19 protein-coding genes are annotated in these 24,008 nt (G+C 66.6%); 12 read left to right on the forward strand and 7 right to left on the reverse strand.

Annotation, left to right across the window (positions count from 1 at the left end; genetic code table 11):
- Positions 1-2: 2 nt before the first annotated feature.
- From ACOFKW_RS00190 to ACOFKW_RS00200, 3 genes are all read right to left on the reverse strand, one after another.
- Positions 3-947, reverse strand: a complete 945-nt coding sequence (locus ACOFKW_RS00190) for an alpha-E domain-containing protein (RefSeq protein ID WP_419815336.1) — start codon at positions 945-947, stop codon at positions 3-5.
- Positions 948-953: 6 nt separating this feature from the next.
- Positions 954-2,363 carry a circularly permuted type 2 ATP-grasp protein gene (locus tag ACOFKW_RS00195; protein WP_419815337.1) on the reverse strand — a complete coding sequence of 470 codons (1,410 nt, stop codon included), beginning with the start codon at positions 2,361-2,363 and terminating at the stop codon, positions 954-956.
- 134 nt (positions 2,364-2,497) lie between these two features.
- Positions 2,498-2,896 carry a hypothetical protein gene (locus ACOFKW_RS00200; RefSeq protein ID WP_419815338.1) on the reverse strand — a complete coding sequence of 133 codons (399 nt, stop codon included), beginning with the start codon at positions 2,894-2,896 and terminating at the stop codon, positions 2,498-2,500.
- 201 nt (positions 2,897-3,097) lie between these two features.
- Between ACOFKW_RS00200 and ACOFKW_RS00205 the strand changes: the two genes are divergently transcribed.
- Genes ACOFKW_RS00205 through ACOFKW_RS00215 form a run of 3 tightly spaced genes read left to right on the forward strand, consistent with a single transcriptional unit; the run spans position 3,098 to position 8,495 of the window.
- Positions 3,098-4,165 carry an efflux RND transporter periplasmic adaptor subunit gene (locus tag ACOFKW_RS00205; protein WP_419815339.1) on the forward strand — a complete coding sequence of 356 codons (1,068 nt, stop codon included), beginning with the start codon at positions 3,098-3,100 and terminating at the stop codon, positions 4,163-4,165.
- Positions 4,162-7,302, forward strand: coding sequence for an efflux RND transporter permease subunit (locus tag ACOFKW_RS00210; RefSeq protein ID WP_419815340.1), 3,141 nt, complete (start codon positions 4,162-4,164; stop codon positions 7,300-7,302). Before ACOFKW_RS00205 ends, ACOFKW_RS00210 begins: the two co-directional genes overlap by 4 nt.
- Positions 7,299-8,495 (forward strand): CaiB/BaiF CoA transferase family protein, encoded by a 1,197-nt coding sequence (locus ACOFKW_RS00215; RefSeq protein ID WP_419815341.1) that lies wholly within the window; start codon positions 7,299-7,301, stop codon positions 8,493-8,495. The genes ACOFKW_RS00210 and ACOFKW_RS00215 overlap by 4 nt, the downstream gene beginning before the upstream one ends.
- Here ACOFKW_RS00215 and ACOFKW_RS00220 read toward each other — a convergent pair.
- Positions 8,492-8,809: a hypothetical protein gene (locus ACOFKW_RS00220; protein ID WP_419815342.1), complete on the reverse strand. Its 318-nt coding sequence runs from the start codon at positions 8,807-8,809 to the stop codon at positions 8,492-8,494. The genes ACOFKW_RS00215 and ACOFKW_RS00220 overlap by 4 nt on opposite strands.
- A gap of 1 nt (position 8,810) precedes the next feature.
- Complete coding sequence (locus ACOFKW_RS00225; protein ID WP_419815343.1) at positions 8,811-9,026, reverse strand: DUF2945 domain-containing protein; 216 nt, start codon at positions 9,024-9,026, stop codon at positions 8,811-8,813.
- 140 nt (positions 9,027-9,166) lie between these two features.
- Here ACOFKW_RS00225 and ACOFKW_RS00230 point away from each other — a divergent pair, with 140 nt between their 5' ends.
- The 4 genes from ACOFKW_RS00230 to ACOFKW_RS00245 all read left to right on the forward strand — a co-directional run bounded on the left by ACOFKW_RS00230 (position 9,167) and on the right by ACOFKW_RS00245 (position 15,683).
- On the forward strand, positions 9,167-10,384 hold the full coding sequence (locus tag ACOFKW_RS00230) for an efflux RND transporter periplasmic adaptor subunit (RefSeq protein ID WP_419815344.1): 1,218 nt from the start codon (positions 9,167-9,169) through the stop codon (positions 10,382-10,384).
- Position 10,385: 1 nt separating this feature from the next.
- Positions 10,386-13,595, forward strand: a complete 3,210-nt coding sequence (locus ACOFKW_RS00235; protein ID WP_419815345.1) for an efflux RND transporter permease subunit — start codon at positions 10,386-10,388, stop codon at positions 13,593-13,595.
- Between the two features lie 131 nt (positions 13,596-13,726).
- The gene (locus ACOFKW_RS00240) at positions 13,727-15,196 is read left to right on the forward strand and encodes an efflux transporter outer membrane subunit (protein WP_419815346.1); all 1,470 of its coding nucleotides are present in this window, start codon (positions 13,727-13,729) and stop codon (positions 15,194-15,196) included.
- Positions 15,197-15,227: 31 nt separating this feature from the next.
- On the forward strand, positions 15,228-15,683 hold the full coding sequence (locus ACOFKW_RS00245; protein WP_419815347.1) for a hypothetical protein: 456 nt from the start codon (positions 15,228-15,230) through the stop codon (positions 15,681-15,683).
- Between the two features lie 23 nt (positions 15,684-15,706).
- Here ACOFKW_RS00245 and ACOFKW_RS00250 read toward each other — a convergent pair whose 3' ends face one another.
- Positions 15,707-16,480 (reverse strand): N-formylglutamate amidohydrolase, encoded by a 774-nt coding sequence (locus ACOFKW_RS00250; protein WP_419815348.1) that lies wholly within the window; start codon positions 16,478-16,480, stop codon positions 15,707-15,709.
- Between the two features lie 644 nt (positions 16,481-17,124).
- On the opposite strand from ACOFKW_RS00250, the gene ACOFKW_RS00255 reads away from it, so the two are divergent.
- From ACOFKW_RS00255 to ACOFKW_RS00265, 3 genes are all read left to right on the forward strand, one after another.
- Entirely contained in the window at positions 17,125-19,263 is a 2,139-nt protein-coding gene (locus ACOFKW_RS00255; protein WP_419815349.1) for a PQQ-binding-like beta-propeller repeat protein, read from the forward strand.
- A 29-nt stretch (positions 19,264-19,292) separates the two neighbouring features.
- A complete protein-coding gene (locus ACOFKW_RS00260) occupies positions 19,293-20,459 on the forward strand; it encodes a hypothetical protein (RefSeq protein ID WP_419815350.1) in 1,167 nt (388 codons plus the stop codon).
- A gap of 157 nt (positions 20,460-20,616) precedes the next feature.
- A complete protein-coding gene (locus ACOFKW_RS00265) occupies positions 20,617-21,351 on the forward strand; it encodes a ParA family protein (protein ID WP_419815351.1) in 735 nt (244 codons plus the stop codon).
- 53 nt (positions 21,352-21,404) lie between these two features.
- Here the strand turns inward: ACOFKW_RS00265 and ACOFKW_RS00270 are convergent, their stop codons facing one another.
- Complete coding sequence (locus tag ACOFKW_RS00270) at positions 21,405-21,632, reverse strand: hypothetical protein (RefSeq protein ID WP_419815352.1); 228 nt, start codon at positions 21,630-21,632, stop codon at positions 21,405-21,407.
- A gap of 192 nt (positions 21,633-21,824) precedes the next feature.
- On the opposite strand from ACOFKW_RS00270, the gene ACOFKW_RS00275 reads away from it, so the two are divergent.
- Together ACOFKW_RS00275 and ACOFKW_RS00280 are read left to right on the forward strand one after the other, a co-directional pair.
- Positions 21,825-22,655, forward strand: a complete 831-nt coding sequence (locus tag ACOFKW_RS00275; RefSeq protein ID WP_419815353.1) for an FkbM family methyltransferase — start codon at positions 21,825-21,827, stop codon at positions 22,653-22,655.
- Between the two features lie 131 nt (positions 22,656-22,786).
- Positions 22,787-23,998, forward strand: a complete 1,212-nt coding sequence (locus tag ACOFKW_RS00280) for a glycosyltransferase family 2 protein (protein WP_419815354.1) — start codon at positions 22,787-22,789, stop codon at positions 23,996-23,998.
- The last annotated feature ends 10 nt before the right edge of the window (positions 23,999-24,008 follow it).

A 24,008-nucleotide genomic window follows, 5' to 3' on the forward strand; every position in this document is an offset into this window, starting at 1 on the left:
TCCTAGAACAGATATTGTTCGGCGATGGCTTCACCGAGCCGGTTGTTGTCGCCGATGAACTTCTGCAGGAACTGATGCAGGCCGCCGGAGAAGATCGTGTCGATCTTCATCGAGTTGAGCCGCGCATGCTCGGCCGAGGCGAGCCGGTGCGCGCCGCCGCGCCTGCCCCCCGACGCGCTGGCGAGCAGGTCGAGATAGCGCAGCAGGTCGCTGTAGCAACACGCCAGGGACCGCGGGATCTGCTTGTTGAGGATCAGCAGGTCGGCGACCAGCCACGGCTTGACCGAGTCCCGGTACACCCAGCGATACGCGGTCAGCGCCGACACCGTGCGCAGGATCGTCGTCCACTGGAAATAGTCGAGGCTGCCCCCGACCGCCTCGCCGCGCGGCAGCAGCAGGTGATACTTCACGTCCAGCAGCCGGGCGCTGTTGTCGGCCCGTTCGATCGCCGAGCCGAGCCGCACGAACCAATAGGCGTCACCGCGCAACATGGTGCGGTGCGCGGCGCCGTCGAACGACTGCATCGCCGCCTTGACCGTCTCCAGCAGCGTCACCAGGTCCTCGCGGCTGGTCAGGCGGGTGCCGAACTTCTGCACCTCCAGCCAGGCGCCGTTGATCGCCTCCCACGCCTCCAGCGTCAGGGCGGTCCGCACCGCCCGCGCATTGGCGCGTGCCGCCTCGACGCAGCGGCGGATCGAGCTCGGGTTCGCGGCATCGACGGTCAGGAACTCCGACACGCCAAGCTCGTCCATCGGCAGGCCGCGCGCCGAATGCGCCTCGGTCATCCACGCCGCCTCCAGCGCGCTTTCCCAGGCGTTGGTCGCGCCGCCATAGCTTTGCGGCAGCGACGCCAGCCGCAACGTCGCCTCGATCAGCCGCGACAGGAAATCGGCACGCTCGATATAGCGGCCGACCCAGTACAGATTGCCGGCGGTGCTGCTCAGCATCGTCCGCTACTCATCCAGCACCCATGTATCCTTGGTTCCGCCGCCCTGCGAGGAGTTGACCACCAGCGAGCCAGGGTCGAGCGCGACGCGGGTCAGCCCGCCCGGCACGATGCGCGTGCCGTTCGCCCCGGTCAGCACGAATGGCCTGAGATCGACGTGGCGCGGCGCGATGCCGGTGTCGCACAGCGTCGGGCAGGTCGACAGCGCCAGCGTCGGCTGGGCGATGAACTTCTCCGGATGCGCCTTCAGCTTGGCCGCGAACGCCGCGATCGTCGCTGCCGGAGCATGCGGCCCGACCAGCATGCCATAGCCGCCGGACCCGTCGACTTCCTTGACCACCAGCTCGGCCAGATGGTCGAGGACATAGCCCAGCGCCTCCGGCTCGCGGCAGCGCCACGTCGGCACGTTCTTCAGGATCGGCTCCTCGCCGGTATAAAAGCGCACGATCTCGGGCATGTAGCTGTAGATCGCCTTGTCGTCGGCGACGCCGGTGCCGACCGCGTTGGCGATGGTGACATTGCCCGCCGCATAGGCATTCATCAGCCCCGGCACGCCCAGCAGCGACCCCGGGTTGAAGGTCAGCGGATCGAGGAACGCATCGTCGAGCCGCCGGTAGATCACGTCGACCCGCCGCGGCCCCTGCGTCGTCCGCATGTAGACGACGTCGTCGCGCACCGCGAGGTCGCTGCCCTCGACCAGCTCGATCCCCAGCTTGTCGGCCAGGAAGCTGTGTTCGTAAAAGGCGCTGTTGTGCTGGCCCGGCGTCAGCAGCACCGTCACCGGATCGCCCTTGCAGCCGCCCGGCGCCACCGAGCGCAACGTCTCCAGCAACGCCTCGGGATAGATTTCGACCGGCGCGATCTTGAGGTTGCGGAACAGCTCCGGCACCAGCTTGAGCATCACCTCGCGGTTCTCGAGCATGTACGACACGCCCGACGGCGTCCGCGCATTGTCCTCCAGCACGTAGAATTCATGCGCGTCGGTCCGCACCAGGTCGATGCCGGCGATATGGACCCAGATGTCATTGGCCGGCCGCTGCCCGATCATCGGCAGCGAATAGGCCGGGTTGAGCAGCACCAGCTCCTCCGGCACGATCCCGGCGCGCAGGATTTCACGCGGGCCGTAGATGTCGGCCAGGAACATGTTGAGCGCCTTGACGCGCTGGACCAGTCCCTTCTCCAGCGTCACCCATTCGGCACGCGACAGGATGCGCGGCACGATGTCGAAGGGGATCAGCCGCTCCGCCGCATCGGGGTCGCCGTACACAGCAAAGGTGATGCCGATACGCCGGAAAAACAGCTCGGCCTGGCGTCGCCGGGTCTCCATGACTTCCTGCGGGGAGTTATCCAGCCACGCACGTATAGGGCGGTACGCGTCGCGTACCGTTTCGGTGCCGGCACTCGCGAAGCCGAACATCTCATCGAAAGCCGTTATCTGCGCCAAGGTTTCCCCACAGGTCCGCTCCACGCCGCCATAGTGTGCAGCGCAGAACGAACGTGCAAGCGACTTGTCGGTAATAACGATTTACGTAAGCTGCGAAGGCGTAAGGCTCAGGCGGCCTTCAGCGCCTCGCCCAGTTCTTCCAGCTTCGGCTGCACGGCACCCTCGGTGCGCCCGGCGATCTTGGTGACGCCTTCCGCCAGTTTGCCGAGCAGCGTCTTGACCCGCTCGCCATCCGGCTCGTCGGCCGACAGCGCCTTCTTCAGGGCTTCGAGATCGCGGGCGATACCCTTGGCACCGGGCACATCGACATCCTTCAGTGCTTCTTCCCAGCCTTCGATCATCTTGACCGCGGCGGCTGGCTTGGTTGCTTCAATGCCCTTCTCGAAAGCATTGGCGGTAGCGGCAAAACGGACTGGCATGAAACACCTCTTGATTGGTGCCGACGTGACGGCGATACATCGAACATCGACTGAGGTTTCGGGTTGCACAGGCAAAAGGTCGCGCATGTCGTAACCGCCTGAACAACCCGGCTCAATCTGTGAGTGTTGGCCGGATTCTAGAGTTGACCCTTCGTGCGGGCGTGGCATGACGACGTAACAACCGGATTAGCCTGACACATGAAGTTCTCACCTGCCTCGACATCGTTGCTTCTGTTGTTACTTGCCGGATGCGGCAATGGTGCTGCCGAAAAGACACGCCAGCGTCCGATGATGACAGTCGCCGTCGAAAAGGCGGCGATTGCCGATTTCGTTCCCAGGCTGTCGGCGCTCGGCACCATAACCCCCCTGCAGTCGGTCGCGGTGCGGTCGCGCGTCGACGGCCAGATCACGGCGGTCTTGTTCAGCGAAGGCCAGCAGGTCCGCGCCGGCCAGCCGCTGTTCCGTCTCGACGACCGTGCGGTGCTTGCCCAGATCGCGCAAAATCGTGCCGCCCTCGCCAGCGCCACGGCGACGTCGGGACAGGCTGCCGCCGATCTGAAGCGCACCCAGGCGCTGCTCGGCAGCGGCTTCGTGTCGAAGGCGACGATCGAGCAGAAGCAGGCGATCGCCGACACCGGGATCGCCGGCATCGGCCAGGCGCGCGCCGCGATCACCTCGGCCGAGACTTCGCTGAGCTACCTGACCATCCGCGCCCCCGTCAGCGGCCGCACCGGCGAGATCGGCTACAAGGTCGGCGCGACGGTCCGTTCCGGCGATACCGTGCCGTTGGTCACCGTCAACCAGCTGTCGCCGATCACCGCGCGCTTCGCCGTGCCGCCCGAACAGATCCAGACGCTGCGCAGCGCGCTCGCCGCCGGTCCGGTCACCGTGCTGGCGCGTCCATCGGAGAGCGCGCCGCCGATCGCCAGCGGCCGGCTGGTGTTCCTCGACAACAATGTCGATCCGACCACCGGCACGCTCACCGCCAAGGCGCAGTTCGAGAACCGCAACGACGAGCTTTGGCCCGGTGCGCTGGTCTCGGTCGACCTGCCGCTGTCGATGCCGCAGCACCTGATCTCGCTGCCTGAAGCAGCGATCCAGAACGGTCGCGACGGCAGCTTCGTGTGGGCGCTGGGCGATGGCGACAAGGTCAAGATGACCCAGGTTTCGGTCGTTGGCCGCGCCAACGGCCGGGCCTTCATCGCCGCCGGGATCACCGCCGGTACGCGGGTCGTCTCGGACGCGCTGGCCAAGCTGAAGGACGGCGACGGCGTCCGGGTCAAGGGTGCCGGCCGTGGTGGACCGGGCGGCCCGGGCGCCGGTCGCGGCGACAAGCCAAAGGCAACCCAGGCATGAGCGGCAGCGGTCCGGGCGGCAGCGCGGGCACCAGCGGTGGGGAGCGTCCCGCAACGGGTATCGTCGAACTGATCGTGTCGCGCCCGATCGCGACGATCCTGCTGACCATCGCGATCATCATCGCCGGTGCGTTCGGCTATCGCCAACTGCCCGTCGCCGCCCTGCCCCAGGTCGATTTCCCGACCATCCAGATCAACGCCAGCCTGCCCGGCGCCAATCCGCAGACCATGGCCAGCGCCGTTGCGACGCCGATCGAACGCCAGCTGTCGACCATCGCCGGCATCGACCAGATCACCTCGCTCAGCTCGACCGGTTCGACCAGCGTCACCGTGCAGTTCGCGCTCGACCGCAACATCGACGCCGCCGCACTCGACGTGCAGACCGCGCTGTCGGCGGTGCAGCGCCGCCTGCCGCAGGAGATGCCCGACCCGCCATCGTTCCAGAAGGTCAACCCCGCCGACCAGCCGGTGCTGATCCTCGCGGTCCGCGACCCGGCGCGGTCGTTGTCCGACATGCAGCGCATGCTCGACACCACCATCGTGCCGCGCATCTCGACGCTGGAGGGCGTCGCCCAGATCAACCTGATGGGCGCCAAGAAATACGCCGTCCGCGTCCAGTTCGACCCCGCCAAGCTGGCGGCGCGCGGCCTGACGCCGGAGGATGTCCGCACCGCCGTCGCGGGCGCCAACACCAACAGCGCCGTCGGCCTGATCGGCAACGGCCAGCGCAACTACGTCCTCGACGCGACCGGCACGATGCAGACCGCGGCGGAGTTCGGCCAGATCGTCATCGCCTCGCAGAACGGCATCCCGGTGCGCGTCGCCGACGTCGCCAACGTCATTGATTCGATCGAGAATCTGCGCGGCGTCGCCAAGTTCAACGGCGAAACCGCGGTGATGATGGCCGTGGTCCGCCAGCCCGGCGCCAACGTCGTGCAACTCGTCGACCGCATCACCGACCTGATTCCGTCGCTACGCGAGACGCTGCCGCCATCGGCGTCCATCGACATCATGGTCGACCGCTCGCAGTCGATCCGCCACTCGGTCGCCGACGCGCAATATACGCTGGTCGGCACCGCGGTGCTGGTCGTGCTGGTGATCTACCTGGTACTGGGCGACCTGCGCGCCACCTTCATCCCGGGCCTGGTCCTGCCGGTCGCCGCCATTGGCACTTTCGCCGGCATGTTCGCCTTCGGCTACAGCCTCGACAACCTCAGCCTGCTGGCGCTGACGCTCGCCACCGGCTTCGTCGTCGACGACGCCATCGTCGTGCTGGAGAACATCGTCCGCCACATCGAGATGGGCAAGTCGCCGCGACAGGCCGCCGTCGTCGCCACCAAGGAAATCGCTTTCACCGTCTTGTCGATCTCGGTCAGCCTGGTCGCGGTGTTCATCCCGCTGCTGTTCATGGGCGGTGTAGTCGGGCGGCTGTTCCACGAATTCGCGGTGACCATGACCATCGCCATCTTCGTCTCCGCGATCCTGGCGCTGACGCTGATCCCGATGGCCGCGGCGCGAGTACTCAAACCCGGCCATGTCGCACCGGGCCGGGTCGCACGCGTCACCACCGGCGCCTTCCAGCGCCTGCAGAACGCCTATGTCCGCGGCCTCGACGCGACGCTGCGCCACCAGCGCACCGTGCTGATCCTGACCGGCCTGTCGATCCTCGTCGCGATCTGGGGCTTCAGCGCGGTGCCCAAGGGCTTCTTCCCGACCGAGGATACCGGCACGCTGGCGGTCAATGTCGAGGTCGCGCCCGACGCCTCCTATCCGACGACGCTGACCAAGCAGGACGCCGTCGCCAAGATCTTCGCCGAGGATCCGGCAGTGATGCGCGTCGCCGCCTTCACCGGTGGGCAGGGCGCGCGCATGTTCGGCATGCTCAAGCCACGCGGCGAGCGCGAGTCCGCCGAAGCGGTCCAGTCGCGGCTGCGGCGCAAGCTCGGCAGCATCGCCGGCGCGGCCGCCTATCCCAACATTCCGCAGAACCTGACGCTGGGCGGTCGCGGTGCGGCGTCTAACTTCCAGTATACGCTGGCGTCGGTCGACCAGAAGACGCTGTACGACTTCGCGCCGTCGTTCGAGGCACGGTTGCGCGCCGCCCCCGGGTTCGAGGATGTCACCTCCGACTATACCGTCGGCAGTCGCCAGGCGCGGGTCATCATCGACCGCGATGCCGCGTCACGGCTCGGCGTACCGATCCAGTCAATCCGCTCGACGCTGTACTCGGCGTTCGGCAACGGCCAGATCTCGACGATCTATACCGACGTCGACAGCTACCGCGTCATCCTCGAGGCGCTGCCCGACCTGCAGATGACCCCCGACAGCATCGGCGGGCTGTACGTTCGCGGCCGCGCCGGGTCGACGGTGCCGCTGTCGGCGGTGACGCGCACGGTGATCGAGGGCGCGCCGCTGTCGATCAGCCACCAGTCGCAGCTGCCCGCCGTCACCGTCGCGTTCAACCTCGGCAAGGGCGTCGCCCTGTCCCAGGCCAAGACGCGGATCGAGGCGATCCAGGCCGACCTCGGCATGCCTGCCTCGCTCAGCGGCTCGTTCCAGGGCAATGCGCAGGCGTTCGAAGCCTCGACCAAGTCGATGCCGATCCTGTTCCTCGCCGCCGTGCTGGTCATCTACATCGTGCTCGGCGTCCTGTACGAAAGCTTCGTCCATCCGATCACCATCCTGTCCGGGCTCCCTGCCGCCGGCATCGGCGCCGTTGCCGCACTGTCGATTTTCGGGATGCCGCTCGACGTCATCGGGATTATCGGGGTCGTCATGCTGATCGGCATCGTCAAGAAGAACGCCATCATGATGATCGACTTCGCCCTGTCGGGGCAGCGCGAGCAGGGCTGGACGCCGGAACACGCGATCCGCGAGGCGTGCGTCAAGCGCTTCCGCCCGATCATGATGACGACCTTCGCCGCCATCGCCGCCGCGCTGCCGCTGGCCCTCGGCCTCGGCGCGGGTGCGGAGCTGCGCCAGCCGCTCGGCGTCGCGGTGATGGGCGGCCTGATGGTCAGCCAGGTGCTGACGCTGTTCATCACCCCGGTCGTCTACCTCGGCATCGAGCGGCTCTCGACGCGCCGCCGCCGCCGCGCACCCGTGCTTGCCGAGGCTCGCGGCGTCCCCGCCGAATGAGCGCGCTGCCACTCGCCGGCATCAAGGTGCTGGACCTCGGCTCGGTGGTGTTCGCGCCCTACGCCGGACAATGGCTCGCGGACCTCGGGGCCGATGTCATCAAGGTCGAGGCGCCTGGCGGCTGCACGACGCGCCACACCGGGCCGAGCTACGAACCCGGCATGTCGGCGATCTTCCTCGGGGTGAACCGCTCGAAGCGCTCGATCGTGCTCGACCTTTCGACGGATGGCGGCCGCGACGCGCTGCTGCGGCTGGTCGATACCGCCGACGTGCTGCTCCACTCGATCCGCCCGCAGAAGCTGGCGAAGCTCGGCCTTGCGCCGGAAGTGCTGCTGGAGCGCAATCCGCGACTGGTGTTCGCCGGGCTGCACGGCTTTGCGGAAGGTGGGCCGTACGCCGGCAAGCCCGCCTATGACGACGTCATCCAGGGCATGTCGGGCATCGCCGACCTGATGGCGCGCCAGGGCGGGGAGCCGCGCTATTACCCCGCCATCGCCGCCGACAAGATCAGCGGGCTGACCGCCGCCATCGCCATCCTCGCCGCCATCGTCCGGCGCGAGAAGACCGGCTCCGGCGGCTTCGTCGAGATTCCGATGTTCGAGAGCCTGGTCGCCTTCAACCTCGTCGAGCATCTGTACGGCGAGCAGTTCATCCCCGCCAAGGCCGGCACCGGCTATCCGCGCGTCATGAACGCCTTCCGCAAGCCGCTGCCGACGGCGGACAGCTTCATCTGCATGATGCCCTACACCGACGCGCACTGGCGGGCGTTCTTCACCGAGAACGGCAGGGCGGAGCTGGCGAGCGACCCGCGCTTCCTCGACGTCGGGGTGCGCACCACCAACATCGCGGCGCTGTATGAACTGGCGGGCGAGCTGGTCCGGACGCGCACCACCGCGGACTGGGTCGCCACGCTGGAGCGGCTGCAAATCCCCGCCGCACCGATCCTCGGACTCGACGACCTGCTCGACGACCCGCAGTTGAAGGCAACGAACTTCTTCGAGGTCATCCCCGACCCGGCGGGCGACCTGCGCTATCCCGGCGTGCCCGTGCGCTTCGACGGCGAGCGACCGCCGATGCGCTATCCGCCGCGCCTTGGCGAGCATACCCGCGCCGTGCTGGCCGAGGCGGGGTTCAGCGACTCCGACATCGACGCGCTGGTCCTCGCCCGCGCCGCCCGGGAGCGCGACGCCTAGTCCTTGTCGAGCTTCGCCTTCAGCCCGTCGGCCCATTTCTCGCCCGGGTCACCGCCCCACAGCAACCACGCGATGTACCCGGCCGACGGATCTGAGTCGTCGCCCCACTCGTGCGCCTTGGCCTGCTTGTCGACCGTATGGCGCTTGAAATAGCTGCTGATCGCGGTGACATCCTCCTCCGAGACTGCGTGGCGCCCGGCCAGCTGCTGCGCCCGCTTGACCCCCACTTCGGTGCCGCCGCGATTGAATTTCTCGCGCAGCTCCAAGCCTTTCTTTGCGGCCGCCGCGACCGCCGCCGGTGGCTTCATGTCCATCTCAACGCGCCTTCTTCAACGAGCCCGGCTTGTGCGCCGCCTCGGCCCCGGACTTGTCGGATTTGACGATGAATTCCGGATTATCCTTCGACGCCGCGACCTTGTAGCCCTTGATCGAAGTCGGCGAGGTGATCTTCTTGACCACCTTCCCGACGGAATGCCCGCCGCTCGAATCCCATTCGACCTTGTCTCCGGGCTTGGGTTCCTTGGCTGCCATGTCGTTCTCCCTCGGCCTCAGAACGGGCTCCACCCAGCCCGGTTCCTGAGGCGATTTGAGCGCCGGTCAAATCACCGCTTGGCAGCTTTGAAGTTCACGACTATGTTTGTGTTGCAGTGCGGCAAACCCCGGGAAACAAAATGCGCTCCATTCTTCTGCCTGCGCTTGCGCTGACTCTTGCTGCCTGTGGTGGCAAGCAGGACGGTGCCGCGGGCGCTCCCGGTGGCCCCGGCGGACCGCCTCCCGAAGTCACCGTCGCGACCCCGCTGATGAAGCCGATCGTCGATTGGGACGATTACACCGGCCGCTTCGAGGCGATCCGAGAGTCGGAAGTGCGCCCGCGCGTCTCCGGCTACATCAAGTCGGTCAATTTCCGCGACGGCCAGTTCGCCAAGGCCGGGCAACTGCTGTTCGTCATCGACCCCCGCCCGTTCCAGGCGGTCCTCGACCAGGCCAAGGCCGATGCGCTGCGCCTGCGCGCCTCCGCCGAGGTCGCCCGCACCACCTTCGCCCGCACCAAGGGCCTGCTGGACGCCAACGCCGTCAGCAAGGAAGAATTCGAACAGGCCCAGGCGACGCTCAACCAGGCCAATGCCGCGCTGGCAGCGGGCGAGGCCAACATCCGCGCCAAGGCCCTGGATGTCGAGTTCACCCGCGTCACCGCGCCGATCGCCGGGCGCCTGTCCGACCGTCGCCTCGATGTCGGCAATTTCGTCACCGCCGGCACCACGGTGCTGACCACGGTCGTCGCGCTCGACCCGATCTACTTCACCTTCACCGGTTCCGAGGCGGTCTACCTCAAATACCAGCGCGCCAACCGCGCCGGCACCCGTCCGTCGTCGCGCGTCGCCCCCAACCCGGTCGATATCCGCCTGGGTGACGAGAGCGAATACCGCTGGCACGGCCGCATGAACTTCGTCGACAACGCCCTCGACCAGGGCAGCGGCACGATCCGCGGCCGCGCCGAGGTCCGCAATCCCGGCGGCTTCCTGACCCCGGGCCTGTTCGGCCACATGCGCCTGCTCGGTTCGGGCGCCTACATGGGCATGCTGATTCCCGAGGATTCGATCGTCACCGACCAGACCCGCCGCGTCGCGCTGGTCGTCGGCCCCGACAACAAGGTGGCGCAACGCGTCGTCGAGCTCGGGCCGATCGTCGACGGCCTGCGCGTCGTCCGTTCGGGTCTGAAGGCCACCGACCGCGTCGTCATCGCCGGCGTCCAGCGCGGCCGCCCCGGCACGCCCGTGACGCCCAAGCTCGGCAAGATCGTGCCGCCCGCCCCCGGCACCGGCCCGGCTGTCCCTGAGCTGACCGAGCCACCCGCGACCTCCGCCACGTCGGCGGCGGACGCCAAGTAACATGCGCTTCTCGCACTTCTTCATCGACAGGCCGATCTTCGCCGGGGTGATCTCGGTGCTGATCGTGCTGATCGGCATTTTCGCCTATCCGACGCTGCCGGTGGCGCAATATCCCGAGATCGCGCCGCCGACGGTGGCCGTCACCGCGACCTACCCGGGCGCCTCGGCCGAAGTTCTCGCCGACACCGTCGCTGCGCCGCTGGAGCAGGAGATCAACGGCGTCGAGAACATGCTGTACATCACGTCGTCGTCGACGGCGAACGGCACGGTCACGATCAACGTCGTCTTCAAGCTCGGCACCAACCTCGATACCGCCCAGGTGCTGGTCCAGAACCGCGTCAGCTCGGCCGAGCCGCGCCTGCCCGACACCGTGCGCTCGCTCGGCGTGACGACGCGCAAGAACACCCCCGACATCCTGATGGCGGTGTTCCTGACGTCGCCCGACAACAGCCACGACATCCAGTATCTGTCGAACTATGCGACGCTGCAGGTCCGCGACAAGCTGCTGCGCTTGCAGGGCATCGGCGGCATCCAGCTGTTCGGCGCCCGCGATTACGCGATGCGAGTCTGGATCGACCCCGAAAAGGCCGCGTCGCGCAATCTCAACGCCTCGGAGATCGTCGCCGCCCTGCGCGCCCAGAACGTCCAGGTCGCCGCGGGCAGCGTCGGTGCGCCGCCGTTCGCCAAGGGCGGCTCGGGCTTCGAGCTCAGCGTCCAGACCCAGGGCCGCCTCAGCACGCCCGAGCAGTTCGGCGACATCGTCATCAAGGCCGATCCCAATGGCGCGCTCACCCGCGTCTCCGACGTCGCGCGCATCGAGATCGGCGCCCAGGACTACGGCACCACCGCCTATATCAACCACACCCAGGGCATCGGCATGGGCATCACCCAGCTGCCGGGCTCGAACGCGCTGGCGACCGCTGAATCGATCATCGCGACGATGGAGGAAGCCAAGAAGAGCTTCCCGCCCGGCGTCGCCTACAGCATCCCGTACAACCCGACGACGTACGTCGCGGACTCGATCGACAGCGTCCAGGAGACGCTGGTCGAGGCGATCCTGCTGGTCGTGCTGGTCGTGCTGATCTTCCTGCAGAGCTGGCGCGCCGCGATCATCCCGGTGCTGGCGATCCCGGTGTCGCTGATCGGCACCTTCGCGGTCATGGCGGCCTTCGGCTATTCGCTCAACAGCCTGTCGCTGTTCGGCCTGGTGCTCGCCATCGGCATCGTCGTCGACGACGCGATCGTCGTCGTCGAGAACGTCGAGCGCGAGTTGCGCAATGGCCTCAGCCCGCACGACGCCGCCTTCGCGACGATGGACGAGGTCGGCGGCGCGCTGATCGCCATCGCCCTGACGCTGTGCGCGGTGTTCATCCCGACCGCCTTCATCAGCGGCATCTCCGGGCAGTTCTACAAGCAGTTCGCGCTGACCATCTCGGCGGCGACGCTGATCTCGTGCCTGGTCTCGCTGACCCTTTCGCCGGCATTGGCCGCCCTGCTGCTCAAGCCGCACGACGACCATGCGACGCAGAACCCGCGCGGCATCTTCGCGCCGTTGCAGCGCGTTGCCAACGGCTTCAACCGCGGCTTCGACTGGCTGTCGGACCGCTATGGCCGGGTCACGGCGCGCGCCGTCCGGCTGATCGCCATCGTGCTAGTCTGCTATGTCGGCCTGCTCGGGCTGGCGGCGTGGCGCTTCAATGCCACCCCGACCGGCTTCATCCCGGCGCAGGACCAGGGCTATCTGATCGGCATCGTCCAGATGCCGCCCGGCTCGACGCTGGAGCGCACCGGCGTCGTCATGCAGGACGCCATCACCACGGCGCTCAAGATCCCCGGCGTCAACCACATCGTCTCGATCGGTGGCCTCGACGGCGCCAGCTTCTCGAACGCGCCGAATGCCGGCACGATCTTCCTGGCGCTCGACGATTACGCCGACCGCAAGAAGCATAACCAGACCGGTGACTCGATCCTGGCGGAGCTGCGCCAGAAGCTCGGCGCCATCGACGCCGCCAATCTGCTGGTCGTCGCTCCGCCCCCGGTTCGCGGTATCGGCACCGGCGGCGGCTTCAAGATGATGATCCAGGATCGCGGCAACAAGGGCGCGCAGGCGCTCGAGGGCGCGACGATGGCGATGATGATGGCGGGCAACCAGACCAAGGGCCTGACCTCGGTGTTCTCGCTCTACAACACCGGCACGCCGCGCATCTATGCCGACATCGACCGCGAAAAGGCGCAGCAGCTCGGCGTTGCGCCTTCCGACGTGTTCTCGACGTTGCAGACCTATCTCGGCTCGACCTATGTCAACGACTTCAACATGTTCGGGCGCACTTACCGTGTCACCGCACAGGCCGACGCACCGTTCCGCCACGACCCGTCCGACATCGTTAACCTGAAGACGCGCTCACTGTCGGGGCAGATGGTGCCGATCGGCTCGGTGGCGACGCTGAAGGACCAAGCCGGCCCGTACCGCGTCGTCCGTCACAACCTGTATCCGGCGTCGGAACTGCAGGGCGACACGATGCCCGGCTTCTCGTCGGGGCAGGCGCTCGATGCGATGGAGTCGCTTGCCGCCAAGACACTTCCCGATGGCTTCGGCTTCGAATGGACCGAGCTGGCGTACCAGGAGAAGACCCAGGGCAATACCGCGTCGATCGTCTTCGCACTGGCGGTGGTCTTCGTCTTCCTGCTGCTGGCAGCGCAGTACGAATCGCTGGTGCTGCCGCTGGCAGTCATCCTGATCGTGCCGATGTGTCTGTTGGCCGCCATACTCGGGGTCAATTTGCGCGGCTTCGACAACAACATCCTGACGCAGATCGGCCTCGTCGTGCTGGTCGGCCTCGCGGCGAAGAACGCCATCCTGATCGTCGAGTTCGCCAAGCAGGCGGAGGAGCGCGGCGAGGACCGGTGGCAGGCTGCCGAAAGCGCCGCCCGCACCCGGTTGCGCCCGATCCTGATGACGTCGTTCGCCTTCATCCTCGGCGTCGTGCCGCTGACCATCGCCAGCGGCCCGGGCTTCGAGATGCGGCAGGCGCTCGGCACCGCGGTGTTCTTCGGCATGATCGGCGTGACCATCTTCGGCCTGTTGTTCACCCCGGTGTTCTACGTCATCGCCAGCTGGCTCTCGTCCAAGATCCCGCACCGCCGCCGCGCACCCCGGCCCGACGCCGACGCCGCCTATCCGCACGCCCCAGTCGCGGAGCCAGCCGAATGACCGTGCTTAGTAACGTTGGCCCGGCGCTGCGGGCAGCCGCCCTTGCTGCTCCCCTCCCCTCGAGGGGAGGGGCGAGAGACGGCGCAGCTGGCCCGGGAGTGGGTGCCGCTCCCTCGCCCCGTCGCCGGGCTTTGGCGGTCAGCACCCTCGTCGCGCTGACCCTCTCCGCCTGCACCGTCGGCCCGAACTATCACCCGGCACTGACCCCGCCCGCCGCCGCCGGCAAGTTCGACGCCGCGCTGCAGCCGGTCTTCGACCAGAGCGACTCGCCCTCCAAATGGTGGCGCCTGTACGACGATCCGGTCCTCGACGGCCTGATCGCCCAGGCGTTCGTCGCCAACACCGACATCCGCGTCGCCACCGCGAACCTGCGCCGCGCCCGCGCCGTGCTCAGCGAAGCGCGTTCGGCCCGCCTGCCGTCGACCGCGGTATCCGCCAGCGCGCAGCGCCAGCGTTACGGCGGCGCCCAGAGTGCGGCCGCGCTCGGTCAGGCCGTCGGTGGCAGCGATCCATCCGCCGTCAGGCCTTCGACCTTCGAGACCGACGTCTATTCGGTCGGCTTCGACGCCACCTACGAGGTCGACCTGTTCGGCCGCGTCCGCCGCCTGGTCGAGGCTGCCCGCGCCGACACCGCCGCGCTCGCCGCCGCTCGCGATTCGGTGCGGATCAGCGTCGCCGCCGAAACGACGCGCGCCTATGCCGACGCCTGCTCTTCGGCCCGCCAGCTCGCCGTCGCACGCAACTCGCTGTATTTGCAGGGCCAGACCTTCGACCTGACCGAGCGCCTGTACACCGCCGGCCGCGGCACGCCGCTCGACGTGGCACGCGCCCGCGCCCAGCTCGAAACCACCCGCGCGACGCTGCCGGGCTTTGTCGCCAACCGCCAGACCGCGCTGTACCGCCTCGCCGTGCTGATCGGCCAGCCGCCGGAGCAGATCCCGGCTGCCGCCGCCGCCTGCGCCATGCCGCCCAAGCTGGCCCGCCCGCTGCCGATCGGTGACGCCGCCGCGCTGCTCAAGCGTCGCCCCGACATCCGCGAGGCCGACCGCAACCTCGCCGCCGAGACCGCGCGCATCGGCGTCGCCACTGCCGACCTGTATCCGCGCATCACGCTGGGCCTGTCGGCCTCGACCTCGGCGTTCAAGGTCGGCGATCTCGGCTCGTCGTCCAGCTTCGCCTTCGGGCTCGGGCCGCTGCTCAACTGGAGCTTCCCGAACATCGCCGTCGCCCGCGCCCGCATCCGCCAGGCCGAAGCGACGACCGAGGGCGCGCTCGCCACCTTCGACGGCACCGTTCTGGCCGCGCTCCAGGACGCCGAGAGCGCGCTCGCCAACTTCTCCGGCGAACGCGACCGCAACCAGGCGCTGCTCGCCGCCCGCCAGCAAAGCGCCGAAGCCGCCCGCATCGTCCGCCTGCGCTACGGCGCCGGGGCCGAGAGCTTCATCGACGTCCTCGACGCCGAACGCGTCCTGGCGAACTCCGACGCCAGCCTCGCCGCCTCCGACGCCCAGGTCATCACCAACCAGATCGCCGTCTTCAAAGCCCTCGGTGGCGGCTGGGAAGACGCCCCCGAACCCCTTGTCCCCTCACGCACCAACTGATATAGCCGAGTAATACACTCGGAGATTTCAGATGCGCCGTTTTCTTCCCATATTCATCACGCTTCCCCTCCTCGCCTGCCACGCCGAATCCACCACCAAGAGCACCGCCGCCGACCACGGCCTCAAGATCGACGCCAACGGTTTCAAAGCCTCGCTCGACATCCCCGGCATGGCCCTCGGCGGCAAGGACTTCGACATCTCCGGAATGAAACTCTACCCCGGCTCCGAAGTCCACGGCATGAAGGTCACAGCCCACGACAAGGACGGCGCCAAGCAAGGCACCGTCACCGTCAGCTTCACCAGTCCCGCCCCACCCGAAAAAGTCCTGACCGAGGCAGAAACCGAAGCCAAGGCCAACGACTGGACCATGACCCGCAGCGGCGACACGCTCAACGGAATCAACGACGACGGCGACACCATGACCTACACGGTCACCTCGAGCGGCTCCGCCAGCACCGGCACGATCATCCTCACCGACAAGGACTGAACGATGCAGCGAACGTCTGCCGATCAGCCGATCCGTTCCTGCTCCATCAACTCCGCCAAAAGCCCAGCCCAGAACTCGATCCCCGCCCGGTCGGCCAGCAAATCCTGCCTCACCTCCAACTCGACGTAGCCAAGACCTCGCGAAAACGCATGGTACGGTATCGTGAAGTCGGTGCTGTCCATCCGATACGGCTCATTGTCACCGACGACGAAATCTGTCCGACGTTGCAACGCTGCCAGCAGCCGGCGGGCAAATCCGTCATTATGCCCGTCGTGCAGCACCCCAATCTGCCATGGTCGCTCCACTTCCTGAAGCTTCGGCGTAAAGCTGTGCAGCGAGACCAAAATCGGTGATTGCCCTTCCATCACGCGACGGTCTATCTCGTCGGCGATGGCAGCCTGATATGGCGCGAAGAGATCGCTGAAGCGAGCATCTCGTTCGGAAGGCGTTACCCCTAAGTTGCCAGGAACGGCACGGCCATCGCTGATTGTCGGCACCGCTTCCGAGGAAGCAGGATCGCGATTGCAGTCGATCACAAGCCGAGAATAGCTCTGGCTGATGAAGATTGCGTCCAAGGCGACGGATAGTGTCCTCCCCAACTCGGCAACGCCGATATCCCAGCCAACATGCTGCGCCAGAATCGTCGTATCTAGTCCGAGTTCACTAAGCGATCGCGGCACCAGATTTCCAGCATGATCCCCAATAAGTAGGAATGGCGACCGGCCTGATGGATTACAGATCCGAACGGCGGCTTGCTCGTTGTCGACCAGCAATTCATGAGGCGCATTCTGTATCACGCCCTTACGCTCCTGACTTGGACAGGGACATCTGCAGTCGCCCTCATACGATTGTGGAGAACGTCAATAGCTAGGCATATTTCGGAAGCAAGGAGACGGTTCAGGCTTCCGCTTCCGCTTCCGCTAAGCGGACCGCGATCAGAACCGCCGACGCGTAGGCAGACGAATATGGCGGGGCTATCGCTTCGCTGGTCACGTCGATCTCACTATATGAGATGCCCTTAGGATGATGTACCGCCTGCTCTTGTTGGAGCGGTTTGGACCGGCTACTCGAGTAGCAACGGCTCAAAGAAGCCAATGCGCGGGGGAGTGAGATAGAATTTGGCCAAGCGCCGTCTGCATCGATCGTCCTGATCCGCTTCCTGCTGGATGCCAATAAAAGATGCCTGCGTCTCTGGTCCAGAGTGTTGCGATGCGCTCCGATTCAGCATTGCACGGTGTCATCTGCGGCTTTCCAAGGTGCGGCAACGGTGCCGATAGCTTAAAGTCGAAGGAAGCTGACAAGTTGGTCCGTATGGTCCCACAATGATTGTTCGCCGATTCTGAACGAGATGGGCGCTCGCTTTTTCTGTTGATTCCGCCGCTTAAGCTCCGAACGAAAAATCACTGCCCGCTACGCATCCCTGATCTCGCCGAAGGTGTATATGACGACCCATATCAGCCGCCGCCAAGCTCTTTTGTCCACTGCAGCTTTTGCTTCGATCGCAGTCTGGGCGCCTCGGGTGCGGGCGCAAGGGCCGTTGCCGGTAAAGTCAGCTACACCTGCAAATGCCGCCGCTGAAACTGATTGGATCAGCTACGGCAACGATCTGGCGGCCACTCGTTACGCGGCGTTGGATCAGATTAGCGGCTCGAACTTTAACAGCCTTGAAGTCGCCTGGAGGTTCAAGACCGATAACTTCGGCGGCCGCAAGGACTCGTATTTCAACGCCACCCCCATCGTGGTGAAGGGTCGACTCTACAGCACTGTTGGCTTGGACCGTTACCTGGTCTGCCTCGACGCTGGCACCGGGCAAATTATCTGGACCTATCGCCATGATGAAAAGGGGCGAATTGGCGCCCGCGGCGGTTCGGGTTGGGGCGTATCTTATTGGACTGACGGTACGGCCGAGCGGATCCTGTACGTTACGACAAGCTATCAACTCATCTCTATTGATGCTCGAACAGGTCTGCCTGATCCGGCATTTGGTGCGAACAACGAGGTCGACCTGCGCCTGAACTGGGATCACGACGTCGACCCCAAGGCGGGTATCGTCGGCCTGCATGCTCCTCCGCTAGTGGTTAAGGACACTGTTGTCGTGGGCGCGGCATCGCCTTCGACAGGTCCGGGGTATCTGCGTGGATTTGATGTTCGGACCGGGAAGCGGAAGTGGATTTTCCACACCGTTCCGAAGAAGGGCGAGTTCGGTTACGATACCTGGATCACCCCGGGGCAGGCCGAGACTGCGACGAATACGGGCGTTTGGGCGATGATGTCGGCGGACCCGGAGTTGGGGTTGATCTATGCTGGCGTCGAGTTGCCGCAGGCGGATTGGCTGGGGGTGACCCGGCGTGGAAATGCCTTGTTTACAGAGACACTTGTGGCTTTGGACATCGAGACCGGGGAGCGGCGTTGGCACTATCAGACGGAGCATCACGGGCTGTGGGATCGGGACATTCCGGCGCCGCCCGTGCTGATGGATATTCGGCATGGGGGCAAGGTCGTGAAGGCGCTTGCGCTGCCGACCAAGCAGGCTTTCCTGTTTGTGCTGGATCGTGCGACCGGTAAGCCGATCTGGCCGATCCGCGAGCAGAAGGTCCTGGCCGGCGACATTCCGGGCGAATATTATTCGCCGACGCAGCCCGTGCCGTCCAAGCCGCCGGCGTTCGATCGGCAGGGTTTTTCGGCCGATGACGTGATCGACTGGACGCCGGAGATCAAGGCCCGGGCGCTCGAGATCATCAGCCATTACCGGATGGGCCCGCTGTACTCGCCGCCGACGCTGGTCAAGCCGGAGGGTCCCTGGGGGACGCTGCAGACGCCGGAGAATCAGGGCGGGGCCAATTGGCCCGGCGGTGCCTGCGACCCGGAGACCGGGATTTTCTACGTCTATTCAAAGTCGGTTCCCCAGGTTTATGGCCATGTCCTGCAGCCCAACGGGCGCCTGACGGGTGGCGGCACCACGGGGCGCGGCAACAACGACAACATGGGCGGCAGCTTTGGCGGCATGGCGAATCCGCGTGGCCGGCCGGGCCTGGGTGGTCCGGTTCCGGCGACCGTCAAGGACGGGCTGAACGATCCGATCGAGCGCGGCATGCTGACGATCGGCGGCATGTCGATCCTGAAGCCGCCTTACGGCCGGATCACCGCGCTCGACCTCAACCAGGGGACCAAGGTCTGGCAGACCGCGCACGGCGAGACGCCCGACTTCATCAAGAACAATCCCCTGCTGAAGGGCATGAAGATCCCGCGGACCGGCCAGTCGGGCATACTCGGGGTGCTGGTCACCAAGACTCTGGTGATCTGCGGCGATAGCGGCGCGTTCACCGACGAGCAGGGGCGCAAGGCGGCGCGTCTGCGGGCCTATGACAAGGCGACCGGCCAGGAGCTTGGGGCGGTCTTCCTCGACCAGCCGCAGACCGGTTCTCCGATGACCTACATGCGCGGCGGCCGCCAGCATATCGTGCTGGCCAGCGGTGGCTTCGAGGGTGGCGAACTGATCTGCTACCGCCTGCCCGCTTCGTCGGCGGTCGCGACCCCGGATCCGGCGCGCGCCGCGGAAGCACGCCGCGCGGTCGACTGATCGGACACCAAAAAGGGGGAGCAAGCGCCGTGGAGATCAACAAGCGTAGCCTGCTGACCGGCGCCATGATGGGCGCCGGGATGGCGGCGGTGGCGAGCACAACGTCCAGTGCGGCGGCGGCTGCCGGCGCCGCGGCTGCCCCACCCGCCGGTCCCCCCAAGGCCAGCGGCCGGACGATGCTGGATAGTCCCAACTATTTCGGCACGGCAGGCAAGGGCGGCGGATTCAGGTCGAATTGGGCGCGGACGCTGCCGCAGGCTCCCAGCGTCGACCTCAACTACAAGCCACGGCGGATCAACAAGGCGATCGAGCTGTGGGAAGACAATCAGGTCGTCTATTACCACGTCTACATGCCGTCCGGCGCGCCCGACGGCTATGAAGAAGGCCGGCGCATGGCCCGGACCTATTGCGACGCCATCAATTACGAGATGGAAAACGGCTGCATGGACTTCGCGAATTTGCGGAATTTCATGCAGGGCCTGGTCGACGGCGGCCCGACACCGAGCGGTCATCGCACCCCAATGGTGTTCGTGACCCTGCCCGCCACCGGCTTCGATGGGCCGTCGATGCGCGCCAACGCCTGGCAGATCCAGCAGGCGATGGCCTCCGGTGCGCACGGCGTGCTGGTCTGCGAGATGCACTCGCCCGAAGCCGGAGAGATCGCCATCGCCGCCGCCCGTTACAAATTCACCCTGCCCGGCGTAACGGAAATGCCGGTCGAGGGTATGCGCGGCGCCGGCAGCCAGGCGTTTGCCTCGCATATCTGGGGAATGCCGGGCAACAAGTACCTCGAGGTCGCCGATACCTGGCCGCTCAACCCCAAGGGCGAAGTCGCGATGGGCTTCAAGCTGGAGAACCGCCACGGCGCCGAAGCCGCCGAACAGTTGATGGCGATCAAGGGCCTGGCCTTTGCCGAGCCCGGCCCTGCCGACAACAGCTGGTCGATCATGGGCTGGGACGCCATCCGCGACATGCCGGCCGCCGACCGCGCCGTGCTGCCCGCCAAGCTGCGCCTCGAAGATACGCTGGAGCGCATCCGCATGGCCGCCAAGCGCAACAACATCCAGTGGCTCGGCACCGCCCGCGGCATGACCCATAACCAGAGCATCGATGCCGGCATGCGGATGCTGCCCGGCGACAACGAGAAGGTCGTCATGGACGCCCGTGCCTATACCAAGCGCAAGATGCCTGCCTGACGGCGAGCGGGGCAGCAGCGGCGGTCGCCGGCGATCGTCGCCACCTTGAAGCCGCGGACAAATCGGCGAGTCGTGCCAATTCGCCGTTTGTCACAAACCGTTAACGTCAAACGCGACGGCACCGTGCTAGTCTGACCGCCGTTCGAATGGAGGGCGCATGAAGAGTATCGCGGTATTCAGCGTCAAGGGTGGCGTCGGCAAGTCGACGCTGGCCGTCAACCTCGCCTTTGCGGCCTCGGCGCAGAGCGCGCGACGGACGCTGCTGTGGGACCTCGATCCGCAGGGTGCTGCGACCTTCAGCCTGAAGCTGGCGCCGCGCACCGGTGCAGCGTCGCGCAAGCTGTTCGCCAAGGATGCCGAGTTTCAGGGGCTGGTCCAGCCCAGCGCGTGGCGCAACCTCGACCTGCTCGCGGCGGACAAGTCGCTGCACCAGCTGGAACGGCAGCTGGTTGCCGACGACAAGGCGAAGCGGCTGCAGAAGCTGTTGCGTGACCTCGCCGGCGACTATGACCGGGTGATCCTCGATTGCCCGCCCGGACTGAACGAGCTTGCCGAACAGGTGTTTCGCGCCGTCGACGTGCTGGTCGTGCCGATGCTGCCGTCACCCTTGTCGCTGCGCGCCTTCGAGCAACTGACCGCGCATCTGTCGTCGGGGCGCGGTGGCGGACCGCTGGTCATTCCGGTGTTCAACCTGGTCGATCGCCGGCGGGGGTTGCACAAGGCGACTGTCGATTCCGTGCCGGACCGCCCGACGATTCCCTATGCCAGCGCGATCGAGACGATGGCGGTCAGGCAGGCGCCGCTGGCGGCGTGGCGACCGCGCGATGCGGCGGCGGTGGCGTTCAGCCGGCTATGGGCCAATGTCGAGCAGCGCCTGATCGCCGGGGCGTGAGCCACGGGCGAACGGCGAACTGTGAAGACCCGGCCGAAGCCGGGCCTGAAGTATCAGGAAGCGATGATCCGGTCGGCCCCGGCCAGCATCTCGCGCCAGGCGAAATGCCCCGGCGCGCCGCACGGCAGCACGCCATCCTCGGGCTCTTCGTCGAGGGTGTTCGGCCGCAGGCTGTCATGGGCGACCCCTGAGCTCGCGCATAGTTGCTTTGCCAATTCCTCGCGGTCGGTGGACGCATCCTGGCACCGGACGTTCGCCGGCAGTTCGAGGGTCTGGATCACGCGGGCATCGGAACAAAAGCTGCACATGTAACACACTCGTCGGTTTGCGTTGGATCGACCCTGCCACACAGATATGACAGTTGGATGATCGTTCGATTACAATCGACGAGCCGCAGCCCGGGATCGACGGGTCGCGTGTAACAAGCCCGTCACCTTTCAAGATTATGAAGGATCGATCGAGAGGCTTGTCGGATGGCCAATAGTCTGCGGAACGGCGTCAGGAGTTTGCGGCGGGTGCTCGCCGATGCCGAGCTGTTCGGCGCGGCCCACACGGTCCGGCGACGCCTGCGGCCCGCCGCCGCGTCGCCCGACCGCGCCAGCGTCGCCGGGATCGGGACGGTCTGGCTGCGCCCCGGGACCACCGACGACGAGGTTTTTCGCCAGGTCTTCAGCGGCCGCGAGTACGAGCTTCGGTCGCTGAAGCGCTATGCGGCGATCCTTGCGCATCACGACGCGATGCTTGCCGCGGGTCGAACCCCGGTCATCGTCGATGCCGGTGCCAACATCGGCGCAGCGTCGCTGTGGTTCTCTGCCGCCTTCCCGCGCGCGCACGTCGTCGCCGTCGAGCCCGACGCCGGGAACGCCGCGATGTGCCGCCGGAATTGCGCGGGCCGTCAGTCGATCGACGTGGTGGAGGCGGCGATCGGCTCGATGCCCGGTGGCGTGACGCTGCATAACCCGTCCGGCAAGGCGTGGGCCCCGCGCAGCGAGCGCAGCGCCGGCGGTGATATCCGCATCGTCACCATCCCGGACATGGTCGCTGCGGTGCCGAGCGGCCGGCTGTTCATCGCCAAGGTCGATATCGAGGGTTTCGAGTCAGACCTGTTTGCCGACAACACCGGCTGGATCGACGATATCGCGGTGCTGATCATCGAGCTGCACGACTGGATGCGACCCGGCGGCGGGACCAGCTTCGCGCTCCAGCAGGCGATGGCCGAACGCCGGTTCGAGATCGTCATCAGCGGCGAGAATCTCGTCTATATCAACGCCGGCCTGATCGATGCCTGGACCCGGGAGGGTTGATCGCCGGCCGGGCTTGTGAGCAAGTGCAGCATTGTCACACAAAGTTCACATGGGCGCGCTACCCTTCCAGCGACCGATCGGATGATGTAGCGATGCTTTCAACGTCAATTTCAGCTGTTCCGGCAGTTTCAGTGGCGCCGGAACCGCCTGGAATTGCTGCCGCCCAGCCGCAGCCGGCCGGCGCTGTCGACACCGGCCACCGGATCGACGTGCTGATCCCGGTGTACAATGCCGAGGCGACCGTCCGATCCGCCGTCGAGAGCATCTGCGCGCAGACCGAGCGGAGCATCCTGATCCACATCGTCGACGACGGCTCGACCGATGCCACGCCGCGTATCCTGGCGGAGCTGGCCGGCGACGACGCCCGCATTCGCATCCATCACAAGCCGAACGGTGGCATCGTCGATGCTCTCAACTACGGCCTGGGGTTCTGCACCGCGGAATATATCGCACGCCACGACGGTGACGACCTCGCCTATCCGGAGCGGCTGGCGGTCCAGCTCGACTGGCTGACGCAGCACCCCGATGCCGTCGCGGTCGGGGCCGGTGTCCGCCACATCGACGAGCATGGGCAACCGACGGGCGAAGTCGTGCGCCTGATCTCGCCCGACCTGGCCGATCCCTGCCAGGTGCCGTCGCAGGAGCCGTATATCATCCACCCGTTCCTGATGGTGCGGCGGGCAGCGGTCGAGGCCGCCGGCGGTTATCGTCACGTCCATCACGCCGAGGACACCGACCTGTACTGGCGCCTGTCCGAGCATGGCCGGATGCACAACCTGCCCGACGTGCTGGGCGACTACCGCGTCCACAGCAACAGCGTGTCGAGCGCCAGCATCGTCAACGGGCGCATCGCGGCGGCCTATGCGCAGCTGGCGGCGCTGTCGTACCGGCGACGCAAACGCTCGCAGCCCGACATCGCCTTTCCCAAGGGCCTGCACCGGCTGCACGAGGCGAAAGACCTGGCGCAGGTCATGGCGGTTGCCGGCGCGGACCTCGAGCCCGAGGAAATGCAGTATCTGCGCGAGGCGAGCGCCGCCAAGCTGCTGGAACTGGCGAGCTATCGGCCGTTCGAGCTCGAGGCCAGCGACTGCCGGACGATCGGCGAGATCGCGCGCCAGGGCCTCGGCCATCTGACCCGCAACAACTCGGCCCTGCAGTCGCGCCGGTTGAGCGGTACTGCCGCACGGCTGGCCGCCGCGGGTCGCATGACCGACGCGATGGCGCTGTTGCCGCCCGGGTTGCTACCCAGCTTTGCCGCGCGGTACATGCTGCGCGCGCGCGCACTGTCCGGGATCAAGCGTCGGCTCAGGCAGCGCACCGGCCGGCGCGGACCTTCGAAATAACGACACGGCC

Source organism: Glacieibacterium sp. (assembly GCF_965200405.1).
GTDB lineage: Bacteria > Pseudomonadota > Alphaproteobacteria > Sphingomonadales > Sphingomonadaceae > Glacieibacterium.